Consider the following 23,752-nt stretch of genomic DNA (forward strand, 5'->3'; position numbering starts at 1 on the left):
TCATTTCAGTATTTTTTCCAATACCTTTCGTTCATCTTTTGTCAAATCTTCACGGTTTCTCACAAATTTTTCAAATAAATCGGGACGAACTTCCTTTGTCAGCCGGAGCGCCTCTTCAAATCTCCACAAATCGATTAATTTGTGATTGCCGCTGAGTAAAATTTCCGGCACCTCCATGCCTCGATAGTCTCTCGGTTTGGTATACTGGGGATACTCTAAAAGCCCGCTGTAAATAGATTCTTCTGTTGCGGATCCTTCCCGTGGTAAAACACCCGGTACCAGTCTGGCGACAGAATCCATCAGCACCATAGCTGCCAGTTCCCCACCAGTCAATACATAATCACCGATAGAAACCTCCTCCATCTGCCAGTAATCCAGCACCCGCTGGTCAACTCCCTCGTAATGACCGCAAAGGATGGTAATTTCTTTTTCAGCTGCAAGTTCTTCAATTTTTGTCTGATCCAGCACCTTGCCGCGAGGCGACATGTAGAGCAGCTTCTTTTTGTCTCTATCTTTATCTGCGTCGATATGTTCTAATGCGCCAAAGATGGGGTCTGCCAGCATCAGAAGCCCTGGACCTCCGCCGAAGGTATAATCATCTGCTTTCTTATGCTTATCCTGACTGAAATCACGGATATTGATGAACCGAAATTCCAAAATACCCTTTTCGCAGGCTCTTCCAAGTATGCTTCCCGTTACAGCAGAAAACATTTCAGGAAACAGCGTCAATACATTGATTTTCATTACGGAATCATCCCCTCTATCAGATGTACAGAAATAACGCCCTCTTTCAGATTCACTTCCTTGATGAACTCGCTGACCGCTGGAATCATAATCTGACCGCCGCCGGCAAGCTCCACCACGTAGACATCCTGACTAGAAGGCTGCAGAACGTCCTTCAGCTTTCCCAGCTGCTTTCCGCTGTCCACATCCTCTACTGCAAGGCCTATCAAATCTCTTATATAAAAGGTATTCTCCGGCAGCTCTAACAGGTCATCTTCTGTGATATAAACGTCCTTTGTCTTCTGCGACTCGGCTGCATTTCTGTCGTTTATACCAGAAAGCTTCAAAATCACCATGTGCTGCTGATACCTGACTTTTTCAACTTCATATTCTTTATCATCGACGATAATTCGTGTCAATTCCTCGTAGCGCTCTTTGTAACCGGAGTAATTATAGACTTTAACTTCTCCGCGAAGCGCTACCGCATTAACGACACGTCCGATTTTAATTTTTTCCATTTTTCTCCTAATACTATTTCAGGCACATGAAAATACCTGACAGGTAAATCCATGTGCCCGATTTTGTCAGCAATATTATTCGTCTTCTGAAACGATTTCTACTACTACTTTCTTGTTCTGCTTTGTGGCGGCAGCCTTGACAACAGTGCGGAGCGCCTTGGCAATTCTTCCCTGTTTGCCAATAATTTTCCCCATATCATCAGCTGCAACCTGAAGCTGCAAAACACTGCCCTGATCGTCCTTTGTTTCTGTCACTACAACAGAATCCGGATGTTCAACCAGCGATTTTGCAATTGATTCAACTAATTTAGTCACGTCGTCTCACCGCTTTCTTATTCAATGATGCCAGACTTCTTAAACAGGCCTTTTACAACATCTGTAGGCTGCGCACCGTTGGATAACCAAGTCTTTGCTTTTTCATCATCGATTTTGATTGTAGGTGGCTCTGTCAGAGGATTGTAGTAACCGATTTCTTCGATAAATTTACCGTCTCTAGCTCTGCGAGAGTCAGCAACAACCACTCTATAGAAAGGTTTCTTGTGTGCACCCATTCTCTTTAATCTGATTTTTACCATTTTCTGTTCCTCCTTTTATGATAATTCTTTTGCTTTTATGTCAGAGTTTAAAATAAACCTCTAAATAACTTATTTTTCTTCATGGCTTTCGGGTTTGAAAGCTGTTTTACCATCTTCTTCATTTCTTCGTAACGCTTAATCAGGTTGTTAATCTTGCTAACCGGCTGTCCGCAGCCTGCTGCAATTCTCTTTCTCCTGCTGGCGTTTAAAATATTTGGATTCTGTCTTTCCTCAATCGTCATAGACTGTATGATGGCTTCCATCTGACGGAATTCCTTCTCACTTTCTTCAAGGTCCACGCCTTTCATCTGAGCTGCACTTACACCCGGCATCATCTCCAAGATTTTTCCAATACCACCCATATTTTTAACCTGCCCCATCTGATCCAGAAAATCCTCTAAGGTAAACTGATTTTTCTTCAGTCGCTCTTCCAGTTTCTCAGCTTTTTCCTGGTCAAAAGCCTGCTCTGCTTTCTCAATAAGTGAAAGCATATCACCCATACCCAGAATTCGGCTCGCCATTCGTTCCGGATGGAACGGCTCCAGCGCGTCGAATTTTTCGCCCACGCCCATGAACTTAATCGGCTTGCCGGTTACTTTCTTTGCAGAAAGGGCTGCACCACCGCGAGAATCGCCATCCATCTTGGTCATGACAATTCCATCTACACCCAGCTTTTCGTTAAAACCTTCAGCTACGTTAACTGCATCCTGACCGGTCAGCGCATCTACTACCAGTAAAATCTCATGAGGTTTCACTTCGCCTTTGATGTCCACAAGCTCATCCATCAGCGCCTGGTCAATCTGCAGACGACCTGCGGTATCGACAATGAGGACATCGAAACCTTTTTTTTCGGCCTCTTTCTTTGCTGCCAGCGCAATCTTTGCAGGTTCCTTACTGTCACGCATGGTGAATACCGGCGTATTCACTGATTTTCCTACAACCTCCAGCTGGTCGATTGCGGCCGGTCTGTAAATGTCACATGCACACATCATCGGTTTCTTACCATGCTGTTTCAGATAGTTTGCCAGTTTTCCGCAGGTGGTAGTTTTACCCGTACCTTGCAGACCAACCATCATGATGGTAGTAAAACCCGATGGCGAATAGGTCAGCTTGCTGCCGGTTCCTCCCATCAGTTCCACAAGTTCCTGATTGACTATCTTAATAATCTGCTGCGCCGGCGTAAGACTTTCCAGCACTTCGGTGCCCAGACACTTTTCTTTTACATCGTTTACGAAGCCTTTTACAACCTTGAAGTTGACATCTGCCTCCAGCAGCGCCAGCTTCACTTCCCGCATTGCATCGTTTATATCAGCTTCTGTCAGGACTCCCTTGCCCTTCAGCTTCTTAAACGCATTCTGTAATTTATCCGATAAACTCTCAAATGCCATTTCTTAAGCATCCTCCAAACTGTTAATAACAGACTTAATCTCTTCTAATTTTTCAACCAAATCCGTCTGCTTCCGATACTTCACTGTCAAGTCACAAATCATCTGGTCAATACGGACGATTGCCTCGCTGGATCTCATAAATTTGCTAACCAGTCCCAGCTTATCCTCGTACTCTCTGAGGGATTTCTCCGCTGTCTTCAAGGAGTCGTAAACGGCAGCTCTCGATATGCCAAACTCCTCTGCAATCTCTGCTAATGAGAAATTTTCTTCATGATAAAGGCGCATTACATCCTGTTTGCGCTTTGTAAGAAGCTGTCCGTAAAAATCATATAAAAGACTAGCTTCTGTAATCTTATCTATCATTCCTTCCCCTCTTTTTGAGATGAAAATCCAGTCAAATGTCAAGGCTGATTCCTTAACACCGTATTACTTTACCATATCAGGCACCGGGTGTCAAGGGTTTTCCCTTGACATTAAATTTTATTTTTTGCCCCAGACATCTACATGCTGCAGTCTCTACGCCGCTGCGCCGAACCACAAATCCAGCGTTCTTTCAATCATCAGAGAATCAATGTGATTCTCCGCATCGTCAAAGGTCAAAATCAGGTTTACACCTGGAACTATACCATCTCTAATATAGTCTGCAATACGAAAAAGCGCCTGTTTTAGATACTCCATATCTGTAATCAGTCCAAGGTGTTCCCAGTAGATGATTCTTCCTGTTCTCGGGTCTATAACTTTAAAGTCTGGTGCTTTCTTATACCCATTAATATATGTAACTTCTTCATAGCGATACTGCAGGCCTCGTGCTGCTACTGCATTGGCAATAATAACCTCTGATTTAGAGCGCACTTTATCGCCTTTTTTTGTAGAATTCAAAAGGTTCTCCGACCTGCTTGTTGACTTTACGTAAAACTCACTTCCCCATCTATCCAAGTTAAATACCCCCGCTGTATCAAAGCAAGACTGTGGCAAACTTTGATATGCCTTCGGAAACTGTTTCTGCAAAACATTGGGGTCAATGGACTGATAACCATTTAAAAACTTTTCCATCAAGGAAATATTAGACTCCATCGCCTGAATCGCTTTACGCAGGTAATACTTCTTCTGTAAAAGCTGCACCTGTGGATTTGTTTCCTTTCCCAAGTACACACTTCTCTTTTTTCCGCGGAAGTTAGTAACCTTCGTATAATACTTTACTCCGTTTCTCTCACTGGCATATAAAGAGCCTTTCGGCAATTTTTTCAACTGCTCTTTATACCGTTTCAATGTATTTTTTTGTAAATTCAAATCTCGCTTCACACATTCCTGACTATTAAACAGCACATTACAACACCTCTCTTTCAAAGAAAAAAATATTTTGCAGAACTCCTCCCTTTATTTTAGAAAAAAATGCAAAACAATTTCTTTAACTTCTTAAAATTCCTTTCTCAAATGATAAATACTGCTCCTGAGCTCTGACAACTTCTACTTTTAGTCAAGAAAAGTAGAAGTTCTCGCCTTCGTAAAAGAAAAATCCAGATATAAATTAGTTTTTAACCAATTTAACATGACGATTTTCCTTTTTTTGATTCTTATTTTACTTTTTTCTGTAAAATGATTTTTAATTTCGAAAATGCCAGCAACTCTATTCTCATTATACAGAATTCTGGCGCATTCTTCAACTATTTTTTTACATATTTTACATATTTTTAATCGCATGTATTCCGACTGTTGACGCATACCCCAAACTACGTTATAATTTCTGTTAGACTAGAAGAGAAAGGATACTTCCCTTCATGATTTACGATTGTATTATTGTCGGAGCTGGCGCATCAGGCCTGTTCTGCAGTGCCGCTTTTCCCACTGAAATAAACGGCCTGATTTTAGAAAAGACAAAAAAGCCCGGCACCAAACTATTGATGAGCGGCGCTGGTCAGTGCAACATTACCCATAGCGGCTCCATCAAAAACTTTATTTCCATGTACGGAAAAAACGGCAGCAAAATCAGAAGCTGCCTTTATAAATACAATAACCTGCATCTGCAGGATTTTTTGTGTAAAAACGATGTGCCCACCTGGGAACGGGAAGATGGAAAAATCTTTCCAAAATCTATGAGAGCAAAAGACATTCGCGATATGCTGCTTCGCAAAGGCCGTGAAAACGGATTTTCTATCCTGTACAATTCATCGGTTACTTCTATTGTACAGCATAACAGTTTATGGCAGGTCTGCACAAATGCAGATTCTTACCTGTGTAAAAATCTGGTAATTGCTGCCGGTGGTCGCTCTTTCCCTCAAACCGGCTCTGATGGATCCATATTTAAAGTGTTGACAGAAAACCAAAAAGAAGATCAGCCGCGTCTTGATTTAGCACCCTTGCGCCCTGCTCTGACACCGGTCAATGTCGCTTCCTATCCCTACAGCAATTTATCTGGAATTTCCTTTAAAAATGCTGGTCTTTCCATCTGGCGAAATGGAAAGCTCTGTACGCGTGGAAACGGACCGCTGCTTTTCACTCATGAAAATTTTTCCGGTCCTTTAATTTTAAATTTTTCCAAAGTTATCACAAAAAACGACAAAATTGTGTTAAACTATTTATATCCAAGTGAAAAAACTGAGATTCTGGATAAAATAAATTATGTAATGCAAAACCGCAACAAACAGCTTATTAATTTGCTTGCAAATGAACTAAAGCTGCCAAAAAGTTTTTTGAAAGAGGTCATCGCTGTGACCTGTGAGAAACCCAAAGCCATTGCAGAAAAGCTTACTGCAGACACTTTTACAGTCACCTCGCCGGGAGGTTACCAAAAAGCCATGGTTACAGCAGGTGGCATTGCCCTTTCAGAAATAAACTGTAAAACCATGGAATGTAGCCGTTATCCAGGTCTTTTTATCATAGGAGAAGTCCTTGATATCGACGGTGCAACAGGAGGCTACAACTTACAATTCGCTTATTCCTCCGCCTGCGCCGCTTCTAATACAATCAATTACACCCTGGAAAATCAGCTATTAAAGCTTAATAAGATTTAAAGGAGGAAAAATTGAAAACATTTAAGAAAAAACAACCTTTTTTACTCATTGTCATTTTAATATTTTCACTAATTCTAACCTTCCTTTTCCCAACCAGTGGATTCGCCGCAGCAAAAGACACTGTAGAAAAGCCACATACCTCAAAATCCTTTCAATCCAGCGCCACTATGGAAAATGATTACTGTAAAGCAACGGTCAAAGGGAAAAAAATGATTATAGAATTCAAAACCATGCTGCCTGCAGTACAATTTCGCATCGCACTTTATGGGGTCGTTCCTAAAAGATGTTTTACAAATTTGGATACCTTCACTGCAGCCCAAAATGTGGATCAAACAGCAAGTGGTCAACCTATTTATGGTTTTACACAAACCATCGACTTTTCTAAAAAGAAAATTAAAGATGGACAATATTTCCTATATATCTCCCGCATTCAAGATGAAAACGACGTTTATGAAAGGCATCCGAACAATGGCGGTTTATATAGAAATCTGGTTTTTAATCTAACCAAGGGAACGCCTGAGATTTATAGATACGATGATATTATGGTCGAAAATCAACGTATAAAAGATATCGGTGCCTCCTATCAGACAGACTGGTACTTAGATGAAACTCTGTCAGATATCAGGTTTACACTAAAAATCCCATCAACCAACGTCTATAAGGAAATGACGCCATACAAAATTCATTTTATGCGCGAAATGTCGGATCTGATCACCGCAGATGCCATCAGCGATTATGACAAACTGCTGAAAATTTACGAATATGTGGCAGGAGAATTCTACTATGATACTATTGCTTATATCACACATTCGTTCCAATATGCAAATCCTTATGACAATTTATATAATCATGTCAACAAAATTCCTAGTGCAAACAGTGACAATCAGGGGCGTGTAGCCACCACCTGTCAAGGATATGCTGCCATCTTCCTTTCTCTGGCAAGAGCACAAGGCATTCCGACTAGATTCGTTTTTGGTCACAGAGCTTCCTCTCCTCTCAATAACTGGGAAACTGAACAGAACATTGGAAAAAAAGATCATTGGTGGGTAGAGTCATATGTAGACGGTAGATGGATTTTCATCGACCCAACTATCGGCACAAGTAACAAGTACAACAAAAACACCGGAGAATGGCAGTATTATGGATTATGTAGCTATACTTTTTTTGATCCCTCCGATGAGCAGATTGCAGTTTCTCATATTTATCACAACATCTATCCCGAGAAACGATTTGGATATCTGATTACCGATCAATATGAAATTAGTAAACTTGCTGCATTTTTGAATGCAAAAACCGGTAATCTATCGAATGGGAAAATCATGAACAGTAACTATACACAGTGGGATAAAACTACTTGGGGAGATGGTTTTAAAGCCAATTTCATGACCAACGCCTACGGAAAAACATCTCAAATTCAATGGAGTAATAAAGGTTTTCAGGGAAGCGCTGATTTCTCTGGTTTCAAAGAGCTAAAACTATTTTCCATGCATCATAATAAACTGGAGCATGTAGATTTAAGCAACTGTCCGAATCTTGAAACTATACGACTTTATAACAACAATCTCAAATCTATAAGCCTAGAAAATACAAAACAGTTGAAAACTGCCAATATTACAACAGATAACAGGCTCAAAGATGCTCGATTATATGCAAATCACAAAAATATTCATATTTATGCTGGCAACAACGGTGCCTTTCAGCTAAAGTATGATGCTAAAAATACAAAAAAATTAGAAGTGATTTTCAAGGCTGACATCGGATATAAAGCCAGCGGAATTTATAACGGAGGTGGCAAAAAGCTAACCTCAAATTCATCTGGCTACTGTACGAATCCTGATTTTCATAATTATGAAATCAGATTTGAGTTGAATCCAAACAGCTATTGCTATTATTTATATGAGGGTAGAAACGATGCCATATACTTTTCATACATTCAAGCAGTACAAAAACGCCTTAAAGAACTAGATTACTACAACGGCTCCATTGATGGCATTTATAGTGCTGCTCTAACCGAAGCAGTAGAAAACTTCCAACATGTCAATGGAATTACAACCACTGGAAAAATCGGTATTAATACTTGGCGTGTTCTATTTAATATCAGCGCTAAAAAAATGCCGACTGATAAAATCATGGAACAGATTAAGGCGATCCACAATCAGCATATTATTGGCGAAATCGCACAAGTTAAAGGCAAAAAAGATAAGGTTGTTTTAACTTGGCAACTGAAAAAGCCGATTAACATAAAACCAGACAGCTATCAGATCTGGAAATCTACCAAATTTGACTCTGGCTACCGCAAGCTTGGTTCTACCGAAAAGTGCAGATTCATTAATGCCTCCAACCTGAAAAAGGGGTACAGATATTATTACAAGATTCGAGGTCTCAAAGACATTAATGGCAAAGACTACCATACCCAGTGGGAATATTTAGACATTAAAATATTATCTAAGATTAGTAAGCCAGCAACACCTTCAAACCCCGATGGAGAAAAAGTTTAGGTTCTGGAAACCAAAATAACTGAATAGTCGAGAGTTTGAAAAAAGTCCGTAAAAAACGCAAAAGAAAATCCTTCTATAGTAAAATCAAAGTAGCCATAGGAGGATTTTTTATGGCAAACAAAAAGATGTACACCAGATAAAATCACTGAATGAAAACAAGAAAATATCATAGCCGCTTTGATTGATGGATATGACATCAAAACAGCTGACGGTATCCAGGAAGCACTCAAAGACCTTCCTGGAGGAATTATCAACTCCATGATGTAAGCTGAAAATGAAAAGCTAGGTACAAAATTGGGACGTGCTGACACCGATATTCAAGTTTTCATCTGATATACGCAAGGTCACTTACACGACCAATGTCATTGAGAGCCTAAACAGCATGTACAAGAAGCTGAACCAGCAAAGGAGCGTATTTCCTAATGACAAAGCGCTGCTAAAAACACTGTACTTGCGACTCTTCAGGCGACGAAGAAATGGACACATCCACTTAGGAACTGGGGCAAGATATATGGTGGGTTTACCATCATATACAAGGATCGAATGCCTATTTAGAAATCTATTCATATATGGTATAAGGGCTCCCTCTTGCGAAGGAGTCCTTGACATACTGCTCATCATAGATTATATTAATTACAGTCAAATTTCATTGAATTTTCAATGTTTTATCATAGCTAAATTACCATAGTAGGCATTTTACAAACTTTTTTTCACACACTCGCAAAGCTAAATACATATAGGTTTCTTTTTTATTTTACACTATCCTTCTATTTCTTCGCAGTCATCTAAATCGATTGGAACTATAATATTCGCAGCATCTTCAAGGTGTTCTTCGGCTACGTAAAGGTCAATACCTCGTGCACTGTTAATACCCATGACAATCTCCACGTAGTTTCCACCGCCTTCATACCTGCGAATGCAAACTATCTCTTCACTGCGAAGCTTGGACTCCAGAAGGTCTGCTTCCAGATTATCCTCAGCGGTGCAAAGATATACGCCGCCTCTCCATGTATCGCTTATATCTTTTTTATACATGATTAAATCGCCTTCGTTTTAATTTCTTCTATCAGCTTTGCAACAAATTCATCAGCGGCCATCTCGCCCAGATCACCCACCTTGGTGGAGCGAACAGATAAGCTGCCAGCTTCTGCTTCTCTCTCGCCAATGACGCAGATATAGGAAACTCTCTCGTTTCTGGCTTCTCTCAGCTTATAGCCAATTTTTTCGTTTCTGAGATCGAGTTCTACACGCAGACCCGCTTCCTCACACTTTGCAGCGATTTCTTTTGCATAATCAGAAAAGGTTTCTGCTACTGTCAAAAGTTTTACCTGCACTGGCGCAAGCCACAGCGGGAATTTTCCAGCAAAGTGTTCAGTTAAAATACCGATGAAACGCTCAATAGAGCCAAAGATGACTCTGTGGATCATAATCGGTCTGTGTTTTTCATTGTCGGAACCTACGTAAGTCAGGTCGAATCTCTGCGGCAGCTGCATATCTAACTGAATAGTACCGCACTGCCAGGTTCTTCCAATTGAATCTTCCAGATGGAAATCCAACTTCGGACCATAAAATGCACCGTCTCCTTCATTGACTACGTATGGCACGCCAACCTCTGCAATCGCCTCACGAAGCGCATCTTCCGCAGTCGCCCATTCCTCATCGGTTCCCATAGAATCCTCGGGACGAGTAGATAATTCTACGTGATATTTGAAACCGAACATACTGTAAATATCATCAATAAACTTTGCAACGCCTACGATTTCATCCTTTACCTGTTCTGGCAGCATGAAAATGTGGGAATCGTCCTGTGTAAAGGTACGTACGCGCATCAATCCGTGCAGCGCACCGGAAAGTTCGTGTCTGTGCACCTGACCCAGTTCTCCCATTCTAATCGGGAAATCTCTGTAGGACCACATTTTTCTCTTATAGCAAAGCAAGGAACCCGGACAGTTCATCGGCTTAATCGCATAATCCTGCTCATCAATCTTAGTAAAGTACATATTATCTTTATAGTGATCCCAGTGACCGGAAGTTCTCCACAGCTGTTCATTTAAGATCAGCGGTGTCTTGATTTCTACATAGCCTCTCTTGCGATGTTCTGCACGCCAGAAATTTTCCAGCTCGTTTCTGATGATCATGCCTTTTGGCATGAAGAACGGAAATCCCGGACCTTCCTCAAAGAGGGCGAATAAATCCATCTCTTTTCCAATTTTTCTATGGTCTCTCTTCTTTGCCTCTTCCAGTCTGTTGATGTATTCGTCCAGTTCTTCCTGCGTCGGGAAACAAGTTCCGTAAATTCTCTGCAGCATTTTGTTGTGCTCATCACCTCGCCAGTAGGCACCTGCCACGCTCATCAGCTTCACAGCTTTGATCTGACCGGTGGACTCCATATGTGGTCCTGCACAAAGGTCGACAAAGTCGCCCTGCTGATAGAAGGAGATTACCTCATCTTCCGGTAAATCCTGAATCAGTTCTACCTTGTAGTCCTCATCTCTATCTGCCATATACTTGATAGCTTCTTCTCTAGGAAGCTCAAATCTTTCCAGCTTGTAGTTAGCCTGAATGACTTTTTTCATCTCTTTTTGGATTTTTAAAAGATCTTGATCATTGAGTTTATGTTCCATGTCAAAGTCATAGTAAAATCCATTGTCAATAGCAGGTCCAATTGCCAGCTTTGCATCAGGCCATAGTTTTTTCACTGCCTGTGCCATGATGTGAGATGTCGTATGTCTATACCGAAGCTTGATCTCTTCGTCTTCAAAATTAATTTTCTCTTTTGCCATTTCTCTATCCTTCTTTCTATATATCATTTATGATTGTGAACTGTCTGTACCCGGATCCGGCGTCGGCGTCGGCGTCGGCTCTGGTTCTGGCGTTGGCTCAGGATCCGGTGTCGGTTCCGGCTCTGGCGTTGGCTCAGGATCCGGTGTCGGTTCCGGCTCTGGATCTGGTTTCGGTTTCTGTGACGGCTTTGGATTCGGCGTTGTCGCAGGTTCTGGATCCGGTTCCTGTGAAGCACCGCCTGTATCAATCGGTTTCTGGTTGGTTACAGATGAACTGATATTGCTGATAATTGTAGCACTGATATTCTCTACTGTATCTGACGGTACATAATCCTGCTGATTGAACATCTCCTGATGCAGCTTTGTGGTATTTTCCGCCAGATTATCCGGGAAAACATAGGATATACCGTTCAGCAATCCGCCCGTCACATTATATGGCCATCCCGCACCACTTTTGATGTTAAAGTTTGCAAGACGCATAGCAAGTCCCAACATATCGTTGTTGGAAAGATTGGTCTGCACCTGCGGCAGCATCATATCCAAAAGATCGTCAAGCTTGCCGATATTCATTGTCTTTAATTTCTCAAAGACTTTGGTCAGAACAATTCTCATGCGTTCTGTACGCTTATAGTCATCACCCACACCTTTACGTATTCTTCCGTAAGAAACAGCCTGCACCCCTTCAATGGTCTGCTCACCAGCGCTTTCCACCAGTTTATAGGTCTTCTGACCAATATTGTTAGCAGTCTGTATAGTGTATTTATTGAGCTGCTGAATTTCCTCTTCCTGCACATCTACGGTAATACCTCCCACAGCATTCACAAGGTCGGATACAGCCTTAAAGTTCACGACAACAAACTTGCTGATATTCATATCCATAGCCTGATTCAGCGACTGAATCATCATAGCAGGTCCGCCGATTCTGTTGGCGTCTGTAATTTTCCCATAAGTATCTGTATTGCCAAACTTCAGGTAAGTATCACGATATACACTCATCAGTTTAACTTCACCAGTTTCTTCCTTTATGCTGAGAATCATAATCGCATCCGCGCCAGAGCCTTGAATATCTTCCATATCCCGGCTGTCGACTCCCAACAGCAGAATGTTGATGTAGCCATCCACATCTACGCAGGACAATTCTTTCTCATCAAGTTTTATGCGGTCAATTTTGTCCAGCTTTGAGACGACATAGCCGGCTACACATGATACAGTAACAAGTATCACGATTAATGCGATAAAAATCGCTTTCTGCCAACCCTTTAGCCTTCCAAACCATCTTCCGAACTTTTTAAAAATATTTCCTTCGTATTTGTTGTTATGCGAAAATATTTCATTTTTGCGTCTTGCCATGTTCCATCACTCCTTTTAATCTAAAACTTTTTTATTCTCCTTGCGTTTTTGTATTTTCTGCGCCTGTTCAGGAAGCGTTTCATAAAAATCTATGGCATCCTGAATTTCTCCGTCAAACAGGATTTTACCCTGTTTCAGCACAATTCCTCGTTCGCAAAAACTCTTCGCTACCTTTGTGGAGTGGGTTACAAATAAGAAAGTGGACTCACCTTCTCCAAGAATTTCTTTTATTTTTCGATTACATTTCAACCTAAAATCTTTATCACCTACGCTCAATGCCTCATCAACAATCAATATTTCTGGCTTTATGTTTGCATTGATAGCAAATCCCAGCCTGGCTTTCATACCACTGGAATAAGTTCTGACAGGCTGATCAATATAATCCCCCAGATCTGCAAATCTAACGATTTCCGGTTCCAACTCCCTTAACTCTGCATCCTCCATTCCAAGCAGCTGACCTCGAAAAAAGATGTTCTCTCTGCCAGTAAAATCAGGGTCAAAACCCGCTGTCAGTTCCAGCAATGCGCTAACTCTACCATCTACAACGATTTCTCCTCTTGTCGGGTAGGTAACACCCGTAATCATCTTTAAAAGGGTAGATTTTCCCGCACCATTACGTCCAAACAGAGCTACACTTTCTCCCTTTTCAATAGTAAACGAAACATCATCAATTGCGTTTTTTATCTTCGGCTTAATTTTCTTAAAAAAAATGGCCTTGAAACGCTGCTTGTCGTTTTTATATAATTTATATTGTTTTGTAACACTCTTAAACTCTATCGTTACTTTACTCATATTAACCACTTCCCCTACAATACATCCGGAATATCTTTGCGCAGCTTTTTGTATGCCCAGATTGCAAAGAATCCCATAACCGTATAAGCAATTACAAAATTTAACATCTCCTGCGGTGTTTCCCAAAACCACCTTTTATAGATAAAACAATTCCGGAATCCATTATCAATTAAAGTAATCGGATTGTAGAGCAAAACTGTTCTAAGCCAGCTAATTTCAATTGTATTAACATCATATAGAATTCCGCTCATCCAGAATAGTGCCGTTGTAAGCGCCTTAACCAGATTTAGAAAATCTCTGCTCATAGCTGATAGTACTCCGGCAAAAAGTCCCCATGCTGTAAAGAAAACAAACATCAATGCCATATAGAAGGGCAACTGAAAATAGTAAATATCTGGCATATATCCAAAAGCCATATAAATTAAAATTACTATAATAAGCAGTCCAATATGAACCACAAACAGAGATATGCTTACAAAGGTCGGTATCGTAGATATGGGAAATTTAATTTTTGTAATCAGATGCGTATGACGCCTAAGACAAGCCGAACCGCCCTGAATCATATCTTTCATATAAAACCATGGTATCATGCCTGCAATAAGCCATAAAAAGAAAGGATACCCTTCTACCGGATTTCCTTTTCTGAGGCCGATAGAAAACGCAAACCAAAACACAAAGATTTGAATTGCTGGTCGTATCATTGCCCACGACCAGCCGAGAGCTGCACCCTTATAAGTCTTAATAATTTCCGCTTTGGCAAGTTTGAATAATTGCTTCCGGTAATCATAATGGTCTTTTATTATCTCTTTTATCGTATTCACAAATTAACCTCTCATCAATTGATTGATTATAATTCCTCACTCCAAATTTTTTTGTATCATCATGCAAACAAAACAACGCTCTGCAAATTTTACATCAGTTGCCTTGCTCTAAACATGCACAACACACCATGAAGTCAAATAAACTGACGTTGATGTTATTTTCTCTACATATTCTCTGTAATTGAGCGGATAATAGTACATCTTTTTATTTAACTCGCTACGATAATTGTGAAGTAATCGCTAATCAACCCGTCATATATTGAAAACAGTTCCATTTTTTCAGCTAAAAATCATAATCCCACTACTGATATTCCGTATTAGTTTACCACAATTGTCCACCTTTGTAAATAATCACAGGTAGATTTCACAGGTTGCACACATGAAATAAATGAAGAGAGCCTGTCATCTGCCCTCTTCATCTCATGAACCATCTTATTCTACTGTAATCTCCACACTTTTGCCAGTAAAAGCTACGCCATGTTCCCCACTGGCTGCCTCACTAGTTTTATGTAGCCGGAAGGCTGAGCCCCGTGTATTGCACAGGACTCCTCGACCTGTTTTTTGATTCATATTTTTTCAATTAATCATCTAAATGGTCAATTGCATATTGTGCCTGTTTTGCAGTAAATTGCTCTCCATACTCAGAAACTAATTGGTCGTAAATCGCATCTTTCGACATACTCATCATATCCTGATATTCCCTTGCTTTAGCAAGAGCATTTGCTTTCCAATCAGCTTTTAAATTTTCCATTGCATATTCTGCGGCATCCTCAGAAAACTGCTCGCCATATTCGGAAACGAGCTGATCATAAATTGCTTTTTTAGACATATGCATTATTTCAGAGTAAGATTCAGCCTTTGCAAGAGCATTTTGGAATTCTTTAGAGACTTCAGGTTCCTTTTCTGCCTCTTCCTGAATAGGCTCTACAGGCTCTTTTTCTTCTACCGCCTGGTTAGAATTATTCTGAGTACTGTCGGTAGAATCGCCGCCACCGGCAGCACCGCCAATTCCAAGAAGCAAAACAATAATCAGAACAATAAACCAAGGTTTTTTATAAATCGGCTTCTTATTTTTTCCTCCGCATACTGGGCACACTTTTGCTGCCGCTGCGATATCTGCTCCGCAATGGCTGCATTTCATCATTTTCTCTTTCCTCATTTCTTTCTCCTTCTCATCATGTTTAAATTACCGAGTTATTGTTTCAAAATCTGTTTCTTCTCTGCCTCAAACTCTTCCTGCGTTAAAATTCCTTCGTCAAATAAAGCTTTCAATTCACGAAGCATATCAGCCTTTCCGGTTTTACGCTGATTCGATTCCGGTAATGTGCTCTGCACCGTATTCATCATCTGGTTACCTAGTGCAATACCAGTTCCAAGGCCGGCAAGTCCACCTTCTTGTTTAGAAGCATCCCGAATGGCTCGTGCCGTTTGATACTGAGTAAACGTACTCATATCCTTTTGAGCCATACCTATTCCGGACTGCTCGTCAATCATTTTTTCTACTTCCTCCGGAAGAGAAGCGCTTTCTATAATGATATTGCTAAATTGAATTCCCAAAGACTCTGTTCTTTCATTCAATTTCTCCTGAATCACAGCCGAAAGTTTCCTATATTCTACTGCTAAGTCAAGGGCAGACATTGTTGTTTCCCCAATTACAACTGAAAAAGTCTCTGTTACCATAGAGGACAAATATCCTACAATATCATAGGTTTTGGTCATCCCCATAGCGCCAAATATTTCACGCATAAACTTGCTGACATCTATAATTCTAAAAGCAAATTTTCCAAATGCGCGGATGCGTACCATATTAAAGTCATTATCTCGCTTCATAATCGGGGTCTTTGTCGCCCACTTATTATCAATGAACTGTCTGGTACTTAAAAAATATAAATCCGCAATTACAGGAGACGTAAATAGATACGGAAATCCTTCTAGGGTTGACAACACCGGCATATTTCCCGTATTAAGAGAATATGTCCCCGGCGGCAAAATATCAGCTAGCTGTCCACCTTTCAGAAAAACTGCAATCTGCCCTTCTCGCACAATAACTTTTGAACCTTGCTTTAACTCATTGTTTCCACTTTTTCTTTGAAACTTTATAACGACAAGTTTGTTACTTTCGTCTACATACTCAATTACATCAAGAAATTGATCCTTTACAATATCGAATAATCTCATTTAATTTCTCTCATCATTGCAATCTAAATCCATATTTATCCCGAAACGAACCCCGTAGAATCTTCACAATATCATAAAACCATCCGAGACAGAGAATGCCACCGGTGAACAGATAAAGAAGCCCTATCTTGATATCACCAACATAAAATCTATGGACGCCAAGTATTCCAAAAAAAACACAAAGAAGTAGCGCTATCCTTATATCTTTATTACTACAGGTTCTGTAAGCATAATTTTGCGTATAATTTATTTCCAATGATTGCGCCAGTGTCGACTGTTCCTTATCTTTCGTATGTCCGCAATAATCACATGTATCTGATTCCATCGGAGCTCCGCATAGCGGACAATTTTCATTCATAATTCTAACCTCTCTTAATATTCCATCCGTCTTGTGTAATTTCTTACACAAGATTTCTTACAGCTTATAAAGCTATTTTAATACGGTTACACTATACATGTCAACTATTTTTTATAATCCGGAAAGGTGGTTTCTATGGATTACGAATTTGGAACAATTCACATTAAAGTGAACGATTTGATAAAAGAACGAAATCTCAGTAAAAACAAATTGAGCCATAGAGCTGATATGCAGCGTACGCAGCTGAACAAATACTGCAACAATCAAATTAGCAGACTTGATATCGATGTGCTGGCCCGCTTATGTACTGCCTTAGACTGCAAAATTGAGGATTTACTGGAGTTCGTTCCTCCAACAAAAGAATAAAGCTGTATTGCCTCGAAGATACGCCTTTACCTATAGTTTACACAAAAACGTTAGGGGATGTTGTGCTGACAGCACGAAAAATATGAGCGAAGAGGTCTGTCGCAGACTTTAACGCTCTTGATTCTGCACTGCCTTCCCCACGGTGAAATACATATTTTTAAAGAAAACCCCAAAAATATGCACATCAGTCTACATATTTTCGGGGTTTTTACGTTATATATGCATATTTGCCACTGTGAACGAATAATCTAATTGCTATTTCAGAGTTTTTTATTGATAAAAATGCATATGTGGAGCAAAACCATCAGAAATATGCAGATTTCTTCAATACGCTATGCATATTTTTGGCTTTTTTTCCGGATATATGCACACGCCCCTTCTATAGTAGTCTCAGACCTTCAAAGGCGCTACGCCACACTGATCCAGCAGTAAATTCACCTCGGTCACATCAGAAATTCCATTGTTAATTGCCACAGCAATCCGCACGTCCCGTTCATCTTTGGGATACAACGGCGCGGCTTTTGCAATCTCAAGACCCCGCTGCGTCTGACTGTAGTTCATCTCTGCACCAATACAAAGAGCTATCACCTTATCCCTGCCGGGATTTTTCTTGTCACCATTTAAAATGTTATACACATAGTTGCGACTGATTCCGCTGGCGGCAACTACTTCTGACGTAGTCAGACCCTTTACTCCAATCATCCAGTTCAGGTATTCATAAAAATATGTAAACTCCCGTTCCTTATAGGCATCGATGAATTGATCCGCCTCGCTGCAGTCTTTCACTTGTTCTAATATCTTCGATAAGCCTCTCGTCGTCTTCTCACTCATAAACTTTTACTCCCGAAAATGCTATATGATATTCTTTTCAAATATGTTACAATACAATTAGATTAAATGCAAGCAGGAGAAATAGCATGACCCCAGAAAACCAACTGACACTTTCCTTTTACAAGGAAATTGCCGTAATCAGCAAAGACCACGATGTACATCTTGTCCAGCATGTTGAATCCGGAGAAATCTACATCAAAAAGCATGCGTCAATAGAATGCTTTCCCGTTTACGATACGCTTCAAAAATCTGCATTTCCATCGGTTCCCGAAATCATTGAGCTGATTCCCGATGCCGATTCCCTGACGATTATCGAGGAATACATCCACGGAAAAAATCTGGAACAAATTTTAGAGAAGCGTCTGTTTTCTGAAGAGGAAACCGCACATATCATCATCGACTTGTGTAAAATTTTAAAGCCCTTTCACGACCATTTTCCTAAAATCATTCATCGTGATATTAAACCTTCCAATCTTATTTTGGAAAAACACGGTCATCTGTATTTAATTGATTTTGACGCAGCAAAGACATACAATCCCAACAAAACAAAGGACACCGTACTGATGGGTACGGTGGATTATGCTGCTCCGGAACAATACGGCTTTCTGCAGTCCGACCAAAGAACGGATATCTACTCCATCGGCATTTTAATGAACAAAATGCTGACCGGAAGTCTCCCTTCCGAAACTCTGGCTGCCGGCCGTCTTGGAAAAATCATCCAGACCTGCACCGCATTAAATCCTGACGATCGCTACGCAAGCTGCAATCAGCTGGCGCAGGCATTAAAAAACAGCATCGTGCCGCCTGCTGCGGCTGTTCCTGTAAATACCTCAAATGCCGCAGTTGAACCGGCTCCCAAGAAAAAAACACCCCTGCAGCATTCTCTCGTCTTTCTCACAGGTGTATTCTTTACCTATGTCAGCATGACCACAGAATTTACCCAAGAGAATAATCAGCCTTTTACAGGATATTCCCTCTGGGTAAATCGAATCGGTTCTGCCATCGCCCTGCTGCTGTGCCTCATATACTACACCAATTATTTCAATTTGCGGAACCGATATCCTTGGAAAAAGAAATCCTCCGGCATACGTGAAGCCGGTCGCCTGCTCCTGGGAGGATTCCTTTGTTTTCTGATTCCGGTCGTTTTCGTCCTCTTCCTTGAATAACTTTACTTCGGCGACTTCGGATTAAACAGCACCGCTACGATATATCCGAAGGCAATCGCCACCGCAATTCCTGCGGAAGTCGCCTTTACTGCACCGGTGACAGCACCCAGAAATCCATCCTTTGCGCCTTCCATGGCGCCCTTTGCAAGTGCATAGCCAAATCCCGGCAACGGTGTTGTTGCGCCCTGGCTGGCAAGCTGCACAAGGGGTTCGTACAGATGAACTGCCTCAAGCAGTACACCTGCCACTACAAAGATGACTAAAATTCTCGGCGTAGTCAACTTTGTAGTATCCATGAGAATCTGTCCGATGACACAAATCGCGCCGCCGATTAAAAACGTATATATATAATCCATAATCTCATCCTCTCTAATCCTGCAAATCTTAGATCTTTAACATGTCGCCAAAGATACCGCGTGAGCAATCCCCGGAATGCTTTCGCCCTGAAAAGGACTGATGGTGGAAAGCATCGCTCCCGTTGAAATCAGCAGCACCCTGGAAAACTCCCCGCAGCGCATTCTTCGCAAAATGTTTCCGCTGAAAACCGAAGCTGAGCAGCCGCAGCCGCTTCCGCCGCCATGGACATCCTGCTCTTCCCGATAGAAAAGCATCGTGCCGCAATCATCATACCGCTGATTCACAGCTGCCGGGTCAAGTCCCGCGTCTTTCAGTAAATCCGCCGCGATATCCTTTCCGATATATCCCAAATCGCCAGTCAAAACTAAATCATAATAATCCAGCTTCCTGCCTGTATCTTCCAGATGGTTGAGAATCGTGTCTACCGCAGCCGGCGCCATGGCGCTTCCCATCTGATTGGCGTCCTTTACCCCTGCATCGATAATTTTACCAATGGTACCGCAGTCAACCTTTATGTTTTTCAGAGAAACCGGCTCCGCAGCTTTCTTCCCGTCCAAAGCGCCGACTTGCGACAGGTCCGCCATCTTTTCGGATACCACCATTGCCCCTGCTGCAGTAGCAGTCCACTGCGCTGAAGGTGGTCTCTGATTGCCGTGCTCTACTGGCATACGAAACTGCCGCTCCGCCGTGCAAAAGTGACTGGACGCACCCACGATAATATTATGGGCAAAACCGCCGTCGGTGAGCATTGCTCCAAGAAGCAGAGACTCCGTCATCGTTGAACAGGCGCCGTAAAGTCCTAAAAACGGCAAATGTAAATCCCTTGCCATAAAAGATGAAGACATCAGCTGATTGAGAAGATCGCCGCTGAGTACCAGATCGATATCCTTTTTCTCTTTTCCCGATTTTTGCAGAGCCGCAAGCATTGCCTCTTTCAGCATCTTGCTTTCCGCCTTTTCCCAGGTCTTTTCGCCAAACATATCATCTTCTAAAATCATATCAAATGAATCGCGCAAAGGTCCTTCACCCTCTTTTTTTCCGACCACTGCCGCCGAACCTATGATATAAGGACAGGTATCAAATGTCACCGTCTGCTTTCCAATTTTCTTTTCTGCCATTTCTGCCTCCTCACAACCGTTTTTCAAACAATCTTTAAAATAATCCTATCATCCAGTAAATCACCCCGACCACTGTCGCCGCCGTAATCCCGCTTACTAGCACAGGTCCTGCTACGCTGAAAAGTTTTGCGCCGACGCCCAGTACAAGTCCTTCTTTTTTGTACTCGATTGCCGGTGCGACCATAGAATTGGCAAAACCACTAATGGGTACAATAACGCCTGCGCCAGCAAACTTTGCGATACTGTCAAAGATGCCAAAGCCCGTTAAAAGCTGCGCCAGCGCCACAATTCCGATGGTCACATAGGTGCCTGCATCTTTTTCCGAAAGCCCCTTGCTTACTAGCAGATTGCTGATATAAAAACCTGCTGTGCAAACTAGTCCGCCGACAATAAATGCCCGCATACAATTGGCAAAATAAGTTGGTTTCGGTGTGAACTGCTTAGAATATTTTTCATATGCTTTCGCTACATCTTTCTTTTGTACTTCTTTTTTCTCTGTGTTCTGTGCCATTTCGGTCACCTCCCATAAATCTTTCATTAGTATTTGGCAAAATCCAAATTTTATGCCATAATATTATGCGGAGGTAAAACCATGAAAAAAACAATTATTTTAGCTTCATCATCGCCAAGAAGAATCGAAATGATGCATAAACACGGCTATAATCCTACTATCATGCCTGCTGATATAGACGAAACTCTGCCAAAAAACATTTCTGCTAAAGATGCAGTCATGTTTCTAGCGCTCAAAAAAGCCCTTTACGTAGAGCAAAAAGCTGCGCCAGGCAGTATCATCATCGCCGCAGACACGGTGGTTTATAAGGATGGAATTTTAGGAAAACCGGAAAACAGAAGCGATGCTGCCCGCATGCTCAGAAAAATAAAAAACACCAGCCATCAGGTCGCAACAGGCGTTGCGATTCTAATAGCCGGTGAATCTACTAGAAACGTATGTTATGATATAATGGAAGTCTTTTGCAAGGATTTTAACGACGATGAGCTTTCCGCCTATCTTGATACTGATGAGCCTTACGACAAAGCCGGAGCCTATGCCATTCAGGGAATCTTTGCAAAACACATCGATCACTGGAACGGCTCATTTAACACCGTAGTCGGATTTCCCTGGGAATTGATTCAGCTAAAGCTTAAAGAACTCCTTACTAGCGAAAATTAGTCGTTCTCTTGCGGGATATCCGCCACAATATTAATCCATTTACGATTTTTGAATCTTGGCAGTGATACAATTACTCTTCCAACATCGCCAATGGCAACAATGAGCATTGCAATAGGTAGGCTAACCTTCAGCACCAAAACCGAGAAAAACGCGAGAGGCACCTGCACCAGCAAGTTACATATAATCTCAACTTTCATGCAGAACAAGGTATCTCCTCCAGCTCGCAGAGTTCCCACGATAAAAATATACCCCAGCATCTTCGGTGTCAGAGTAATTGCCATCGCAATCAGCGAATGCACCAACAAATCATTGGTTTCACCATTGAAGTGATAAATACCTGTCACCGGTCTTGCAACGAGTATCATCAAAATCGTCATGAAGACGTTAAGTATCATAACTACTTTAACGGCACGCTTTCCATTTTGGAAGGCTTCTTCTTTATTTCCCTGCCCTAATGTTTCTCCTATTAGCATTGCCGTTGCATTACCGACGCCAAAATATGCTGACTGGAGCAGTTCACAGATTACATTGGCAACCTGCGCCACAGCAAGAGCTGCTGTCCCCAGTCTTCCGTAAGCGGCAAAAATCAGCGTTACGGAAGCCGCCCAACTACACTCTGTAAAAACTACCGGAACAGCTGTTTTCATAACACGCATAAAATGAGATTTTTCAAAATTGAGCAGTGTTTTCAAGTTTGTCTTAAACGGATGAGATTTTCTCGTATAGACAAAGGTGACCAGCGCTGTAAACTCAAAAATTCTTGCAATTAAAGTTGCTACAGCAGCACCCTTTACACCGAGCTCTGGAAATCCGCAGACTCCGAAAATCAAAACGTAATTCAGTACCGCATTGATGCACAAGGCAACTGCATTGATTATTGTCGGCACTTTTAAATCCTGAATCGCTCTGGAATTATAGGATATGGCAGATGACATACCCGAAAATACATACGAAAAGCAAGCGATTCTAAGATAATCCACGCCAAGTTTAATCACCATTTCATCTTCAGAAAACATCTGTATCACATTTGGTGCAAAAACAAATGCTGCTACACTCACTACGAGTGCAAAAATGAAACCTACCGCATAGTCAATCCCCAGCATTCGCCTCACACCGGCAATATCCTTGGCTCCCCAGTACTGCGCAGTATAAACCGCCGCTCCGCTGTAAAGCCCAAAAAGCGTAACTGTATATACGAAATAAACCTGATTAGCAGCACCTACAGCAGCCAGTTCCTGTTCCCCTAGCATTCCAATCATCAGCGTGTCGATTAAGTTAAGACCCAAGCTGATTAAGTTTTGAAATACCACCGGAATCCCGATTATGAGCATTTTTCGATAAAATCGTTTCTGCGCTGTCTGCACCGTCAATTCTGTCATAACCCTTCCTCCTCTATGAAAATTGCCCTCTACTTGCAAGGGGCTATACCTCTGCCAGCTTAGGGCAATCATCATTATATCACATTACAATTGAAAATCCAATCCATTGGGAGAAAGTTTTTGTAGGAGCCCTTAATCCTATAATAATCCTGGCAACCCCATGAAAAGAGAAAGCAAAGCGAAAAGTCATAAAATGTTGCGATATGTTCTTGTGCAAACCTAGCCAATGGTAGATGCCAACTTCACGTCTTTATTTTGAATTATTGCGCTGTTTGAGGATTATTGTGCAATTCCCCACTTCCACACCTACATTATGCACAACTTCTTCTATAAGGAGTTGTGCATAACCTAATAAACAACATTCCTTTG

General features: G+C 41.5%; 24 protein-coding genes and 1 pseudogene. 6 read left to right on the forward strand and 19 right to left on the reverse strand.

Annotated elements, in window-relative coordinates; translation table 11 throughout:
- The 7 genes from trmD to D1155_RS04865 form a co-directional block, all read right to left on the reverse strand.
- A complete protein-coding gene (gene trmD / locus D1155_RS04835) occupies positions 1-744 on the reverse strand; it encodes a tRNA (guanosine(37)-N1)-methyltransferase TrmD (protein WP_160201251.1) in 744 nt (247 codons plus the stop codon).
- Entirely contained in the window at positions 744-1,241 is a 498-nt protein-coding gene (gene rimM, locus D1155_RS04840) for a ribosome maturation factor RimM (protein WP_160201252.1), read from the reverse strand. Before rimM ends, trmD begins: the two co-directional genes overlap by 1 nt.
- A gap of 75 nt (positions 1,242-1,316) precedes the next feature.
- Positions 1,317-1,556, reverse strand: coding sequence for a KH domain-containing protein (locus D1155_RS04845; protein ID WP_160201253.1), 240 nt, complete (start codon positions 1,554-1,556; stop codon positions 1,317-1,319).
- A 17-nt stretch (positions 1,557-1,573) separates the two neighbouring features.
- A complete protein-coding gene (gene rpsP / locus D1155_RS04850; protein ID WP_160201254.1) occupies positions 1,574-1,816 on the reverse strand; it encodes a 30S ribosomal protein S16 in 243 nt (80 codons plus the stop codon).
- 47 nt (positions 1,817-1,863) lie between these two features.
- Complete coding sequence (gene ffh / locus D1155_RS04855) at positions 1,864-3,204, reverse strand: signal recognition particle protein (protein ID WP_160201255.1); 1,341 nt, start codon at positions 3,202-3,204, stop codon at positions 1,864-1,866.
- A gap of 3 nt (positions 3,205-3,207) precedes the next feature.
- On the reverse strand, positions 3,208-3,567 hold the full coding sequence (ylxM, locus tag D1155_RS04860; RefSeq protein WP_201759528.1) for a YlxM family DNA-binding protein: 360 nt from the start codon (positions 3,565-3,567) through the stop codon (positions 3,208-3,210).
- Between the two features lie 153 nt (positions 3,568-3,720).
- A complete protein-coding gene (locus tag D1155_RS04865) occupies positions 3,721-4,473 on the reverse strand; it encodes a hypothetical protein (protein ID WP_207709514.1) in 753 nt (250 codons plus the stop codon).
- A 509-nt stretch (positions 4,474-4,982) separates the two neighbouring features.
- On the opposite strand from D1155_RS04865, the gene D1155_RS04870 reads away from it, so the two are divergent.
- The 3 genes and pseudogenes from D1155_RS04870 to D1155_RS15765 form a co-directional block, all read left to right on the forward strand.
- Complete coding sequence (locus tag D1155_RS04870; RefSeq protein WP_160201257.1) at positions 4,983-6,215, forward strand: aminoacetone oxidase family FAD-binding enzyme; 1,233 nt, start codon at positions 4,983-4,985, stop codon at positions 6,213-6,215.
- Positions 6,216-6,226: 11 nt separating this feature from the next.
- Positions 6,227-8,713, forward strand: a complete 2,487-nt coding sequence (locus D1155_RS04875) for a transglutaminase domain-containing protein (RefSeq protein WP_160201258.1) — start codon at positions 6,227-6,229, stop codon at positions 8,711-8,713.
- A 292-nt stretch (positions 8,714-9,005) separates the two neighbouring features.
- Positions 9,006-9,268, forward strand: a pseudogene (locus D1155_RS15765) (transposase); the annotation flags it as partial.
- Between the two features lie 204 nt (positions 9,269-9,472).
- On the opposite strand, the gene D1155_RS04885 reads toward D1155_RS15765, so the two are convergent.
- From D1155_RS04885 to D1155_RS04915, 7 genes are all read right to left on the reverse strand, one after another.
- Positions 9,473-9,748 carry a DUF2007 domain-containing protein gene (locus D1155_RS04885; RefSeq protein ID WP_160201259.1) on the reverse strand — a complete coding sequence of 92 codons (276 nt, stop codon included), beginning with the start codon at positions 9,746-9,748 and terminating at the stop codon, positions 9,473-9,475.
- Between the two features lie 2 nt (positions 9,749-9,750).
- Positions 9,751-11,496, reverse strand: coding sequence for a threonine--tRNA ligase (thrS, locus tag D1155_RS04890; RefSeq protein ID WP_160201260.1), 1,746 nt, complete (start codon positions 11,494-11,496; stop codon positions 9,751-9,753).
- Between the two features lie 27 nt (positions 11,497-11,523).
- Positions 11,524-12,846 (reverse strand): LCP family protein, encoded by a 1,323-nt coding sequence (locus tag D1155_RS04895; protein WP_160201261.1) that lies wholly within the window; start codon positions 12,844-12,846, stop codon positions 11,524-11,526.
- 15 nt (positions 12,847-12,861) lie between these two features.
- Positions 12,862-13,638: an ABC transporter ATP-binding protein gene (locus tag D1155_RS04900; RefSeq protein ID WP_160201262.1), complete on the reverse strand. Its 777-nt coding sequence runs from the start codon at positions 13,636-13,638 to the stop codon at positions 12,862-12,864.
- A gap of 14 nt (positions 13,639-13,652) precedes the next feature.
- Complete coding sequence (locus D1155_RS04905; RefSeq protein WP_160201263.1) at positions 13,653-14,459, reverse strand: ABC transporter permease; 807 nt, start codon at positions 14,457-14,459, stop codon at positions 13,653-13,655.
- Positions 14,460-15,039: 580 nt separating this feature from the next.
- A complete protein-coding gene (locus D1155_RS04910; RefSeq protein ID WP_201759529.1) occupies positions 15,040-15,618 on the reverse strand; it encodes an Ltp family lipoprotein in 579 nt (192 codons plus the stop codon).
- A 35-nt stretch (positions 15,619-15,653) separates the two neighbouring features.
- Entirely contained in the window at positions 15,654-16,637 is a 984-nt protein-coding gene (locus D1155_RS04915) for an SPFH domain-containing protein (protein ID WP_160201312.1), read from the reverse strand.
- A gap of 493 nt (positions 16,638-17,130) precedes the next feature.
- On the opposite strand from D1155_RS04915, the gene D1155_RS04925 reads away from it, so the two are divergent.
- Entirely contained in the window at positions 17,131-17,361 is a 231-nt protein-coding gene (locus D1155_RS04925; RefSeq protein ID WP_160201264.1) for a helix-turn-helix transcriptional regulator, read from the forward strand.
- A 390-nt stretch (positions 17,362-17,751) separates the two neighbouring features.
- Here the strand turns inward: D1155_RS04925 and D1155_RS04930 are convergent, their stop codons facing one another.
- Positions 17,752-18,192, reverse strand: coding sequence for a helix-turn-helix transcriptional regulator (locus D1155_RS04930; RefSeq protein WP_160201265.1), 441 nt, complete (start codon positions 18,190-18,192; stop codon positions 17,752-17,754).
- An 86-nt stretch (positions 18,193-18,278) separates the two neighbouring features.
- Here D1155_RS04930 and D1155_RS04935 point away from each other — a divergent pair, with 86 nt between their 5' ends.
- Entirely contained in the window at positions 18,279-19,358 is a 1,080-nt protein-coding gene (locus D1155_RS04935; RefSeq protein WP_160201266.1) for a serine/threonine-protein kinase, read from the forward strand.
- Between the two features lie 2 nt (positions 19,359-19,360).
- On the opposite strand, the gene spoVAE is transcribed toward D1155_RS04935, so the two are convergent.
- The 3 genes from spoVAE to spoVAC are packed head-to-tail and all read right to left on the reverse strand — an operon-like array spanning position 19,361 to position 21,371.
- The gene (gene spoVAE / locus D1155_RS04940; RefSeq protein ID WP_347560967.1) at positions 19,361-19,717 is read right to left on the reverse strand and encodes a stage V sporulation protein AE; all 357 of its coding nucleotides are present in this window, start codon (positions 19,715-19,717) and stop codon (positions 19,361-19,363) included.
- A gap of 33 nt (positions 19,718-19,750) precedes the next feature.
- Entirely contained in the window at positions 19,751-20,833 is a 1,083-nt protein-coding gene (spoVAD, locus tag D1155_RS04945) for a stage V sporulation protein AD (protein WP_160201268.1), read from the reverse strand.
- A 34-nt stretch (positions 20,834-20,867) separates the two neighbouring features.
- The gene (gene spoVAC, locus D1155_RS04950) at positions 20,868-21,371 is read right to left on the reverse strand and encodes a stage V sporulation protein AC (RefSeq protein ID WP_243151015.1); all 504 of its coding nucleotides are present in this window, start codon (positions 21,369-21,371) and stop codon (positions 20,868-20,870) included.
- Between the two features lie 54 nt (positions 21,372-21,425).
- Between spoVAC and D1155_RS04955 the strand changes: the two genes are divergently transcribed.
- Positions 21,426-22,004, forward strand: coding sequence for a Maf family protein (locus D1155_RS04955; RefSeq protein WP_160201269.1), 579 nt, complete (start codon positions 21,426-21,428; stop codon positions 22,002-22,004).
- Here D1155_RS04955 and D1155_RS04960 read toward each other — a convergent pair.
- A complete protein-coding gene (locus D1155_RS04960) occupies positions 22,001-23,383 on the reverse strand; it encodes an MATE family efflux transporter (RefSeq protein WP_160201270.1) in 1,383 nt (460 codons plus the stop codon). The two genes, D1155_RS04955 and D1155_RS04960, sit on opposite strands and share 4 nt — an antisense overlap.
- Positions 23,384-23,752: the final 369 nt, after the last annotated feature.

The sequence above is a fragment of the Anaerotruncus sp. 80 genome (genome assembly GCF_009936115.1).
GTDB lineage: Bacteria > Bacillota > Clostridia > Peptostreptococcales > Anaerovoracaceae > Senimuribacter > Senimuribacter intestinalis.

Coding starts and splice junctions, on each gene's coding strand:
- trmD (WP_160201251.1), bottom strand. CDS start 744: ATGAAAATCAATGTATTGACGCTGTTTCCTGAAATGTTTTCTGCTGTA.
- rimM (WP_160201252.1), bottom strand. CDS start 1,241: ATGGAAAAAATTAAAATCGGACGTGTCGTTAATGCGGTAGCGCTTCGC.
- rpsP (WP_160201254.1), bottom strand. CDS start 1,816: ATGGTAAAAATCAGATTAAAGAGAATGGGTGCACACAAGAAACCTTTC.
- ffh (WP_160201255.1), bottom strand. CDS start 3,204: ATGGCATTTGAGAGTTTATCGGATAAATTACAGAATGCGTTTAAGAAG.
- ylxM (WP_201759528.1), bottom strand. CDS start 3,567: ATGATAGATAAGATTACAGAAGCTAGTCTTTTATATGATTTTTACGGA.
- D1155_RS04870 (WP_160201257.1), top strand. CDS start 4,983: ATGATTTACGATTGTATTATTGTCGGAGCTGGCGCATCAGGCCTGTTC.
- D1155_RS04885 (WP_160201259.1), bottom strand. CDS start 9,748: ATGTATAAAAAAGATATAAGCGATACATGGAGAGGCGGCGTATATCTT.
- thrS (WP_160201260.1), bottom strand. CDS start 11,496: ATGGCAAAAGAGAAAATTAATTTTGAAGACGAAGAGATCAAGCTTCGG.
- D1155_RS04895 (WP_160201261.1), bottom strand. CDS start 12,846: ATGGCAAGACGCAAAAATGAAATATTTTCGCATAACAACAAATACGAA.
- D1155_RS04900 (WP_160201262.1), bottom strand. CDS start 13,638: ATGAGTAAAGTAACGATAGAGTTTAAGAGTGTTACAAAACAATATAAA.
- D1155_RS04910 (WP_201759529.1), bottom strand. CDS start 15,618: ATGAGGAAAGAGAAAATGATGAAATGCAGCCATTGCGGAGCAGATATC.
- D1155_RS04915 (WP_160201312.1), bottom strand. CDS start 16,637: ATGAGATTATTCGATATTGTAAAGGATCAATTTCTTGATGTAATTGAG.
- D1155_RS04925 (WP_160201264.1), top strand. CDS start 17,131: ATGGATTACGAATTTGGAACAATTCACATTAAAGTGAACGATTTGATA.
- D1155_RS04930 (WP_160201265.1), bottom strand. CDS start 18,192: ATGAGTGAGAAGACGACGAGAGGCTTATCGAAGATATTAGAACAAGTG.
- D1155_RS04935 (WP_160201266.1), top strand. CDS start 18,279: ATGACCCCAGAAAACCAACTGACACTTTCCTTTTACAAGGAAATTGCC.
- spoVAD (WP_160201268.1), bottom strand. CDS start 20,833: ATGGCAGAAAAGAAAATTGGAAAGCAGACGGTGACATTTGATACCTGT.
- spoVAC (WP_243151015.1), bottom strand. CDS start 21,371: ATGAAAGATTTATGGGAGGTGACCGAAATGGCACAGAACACAGAGAAA.
- D1155_RS04955 (WP_160201269.1), top strand. CDS start 21,426: ATGAAAAAAACAATTATTTTAGCTTCATCATCGCCAAGAAGAATCGAA.
- D1155_RS04960 (WP_160201270.1), bottom strand. CDS start 23,383: ATGACAGAATTGACGGTGCAGACAGCGCAGAAACGATTTTATCGAAAA.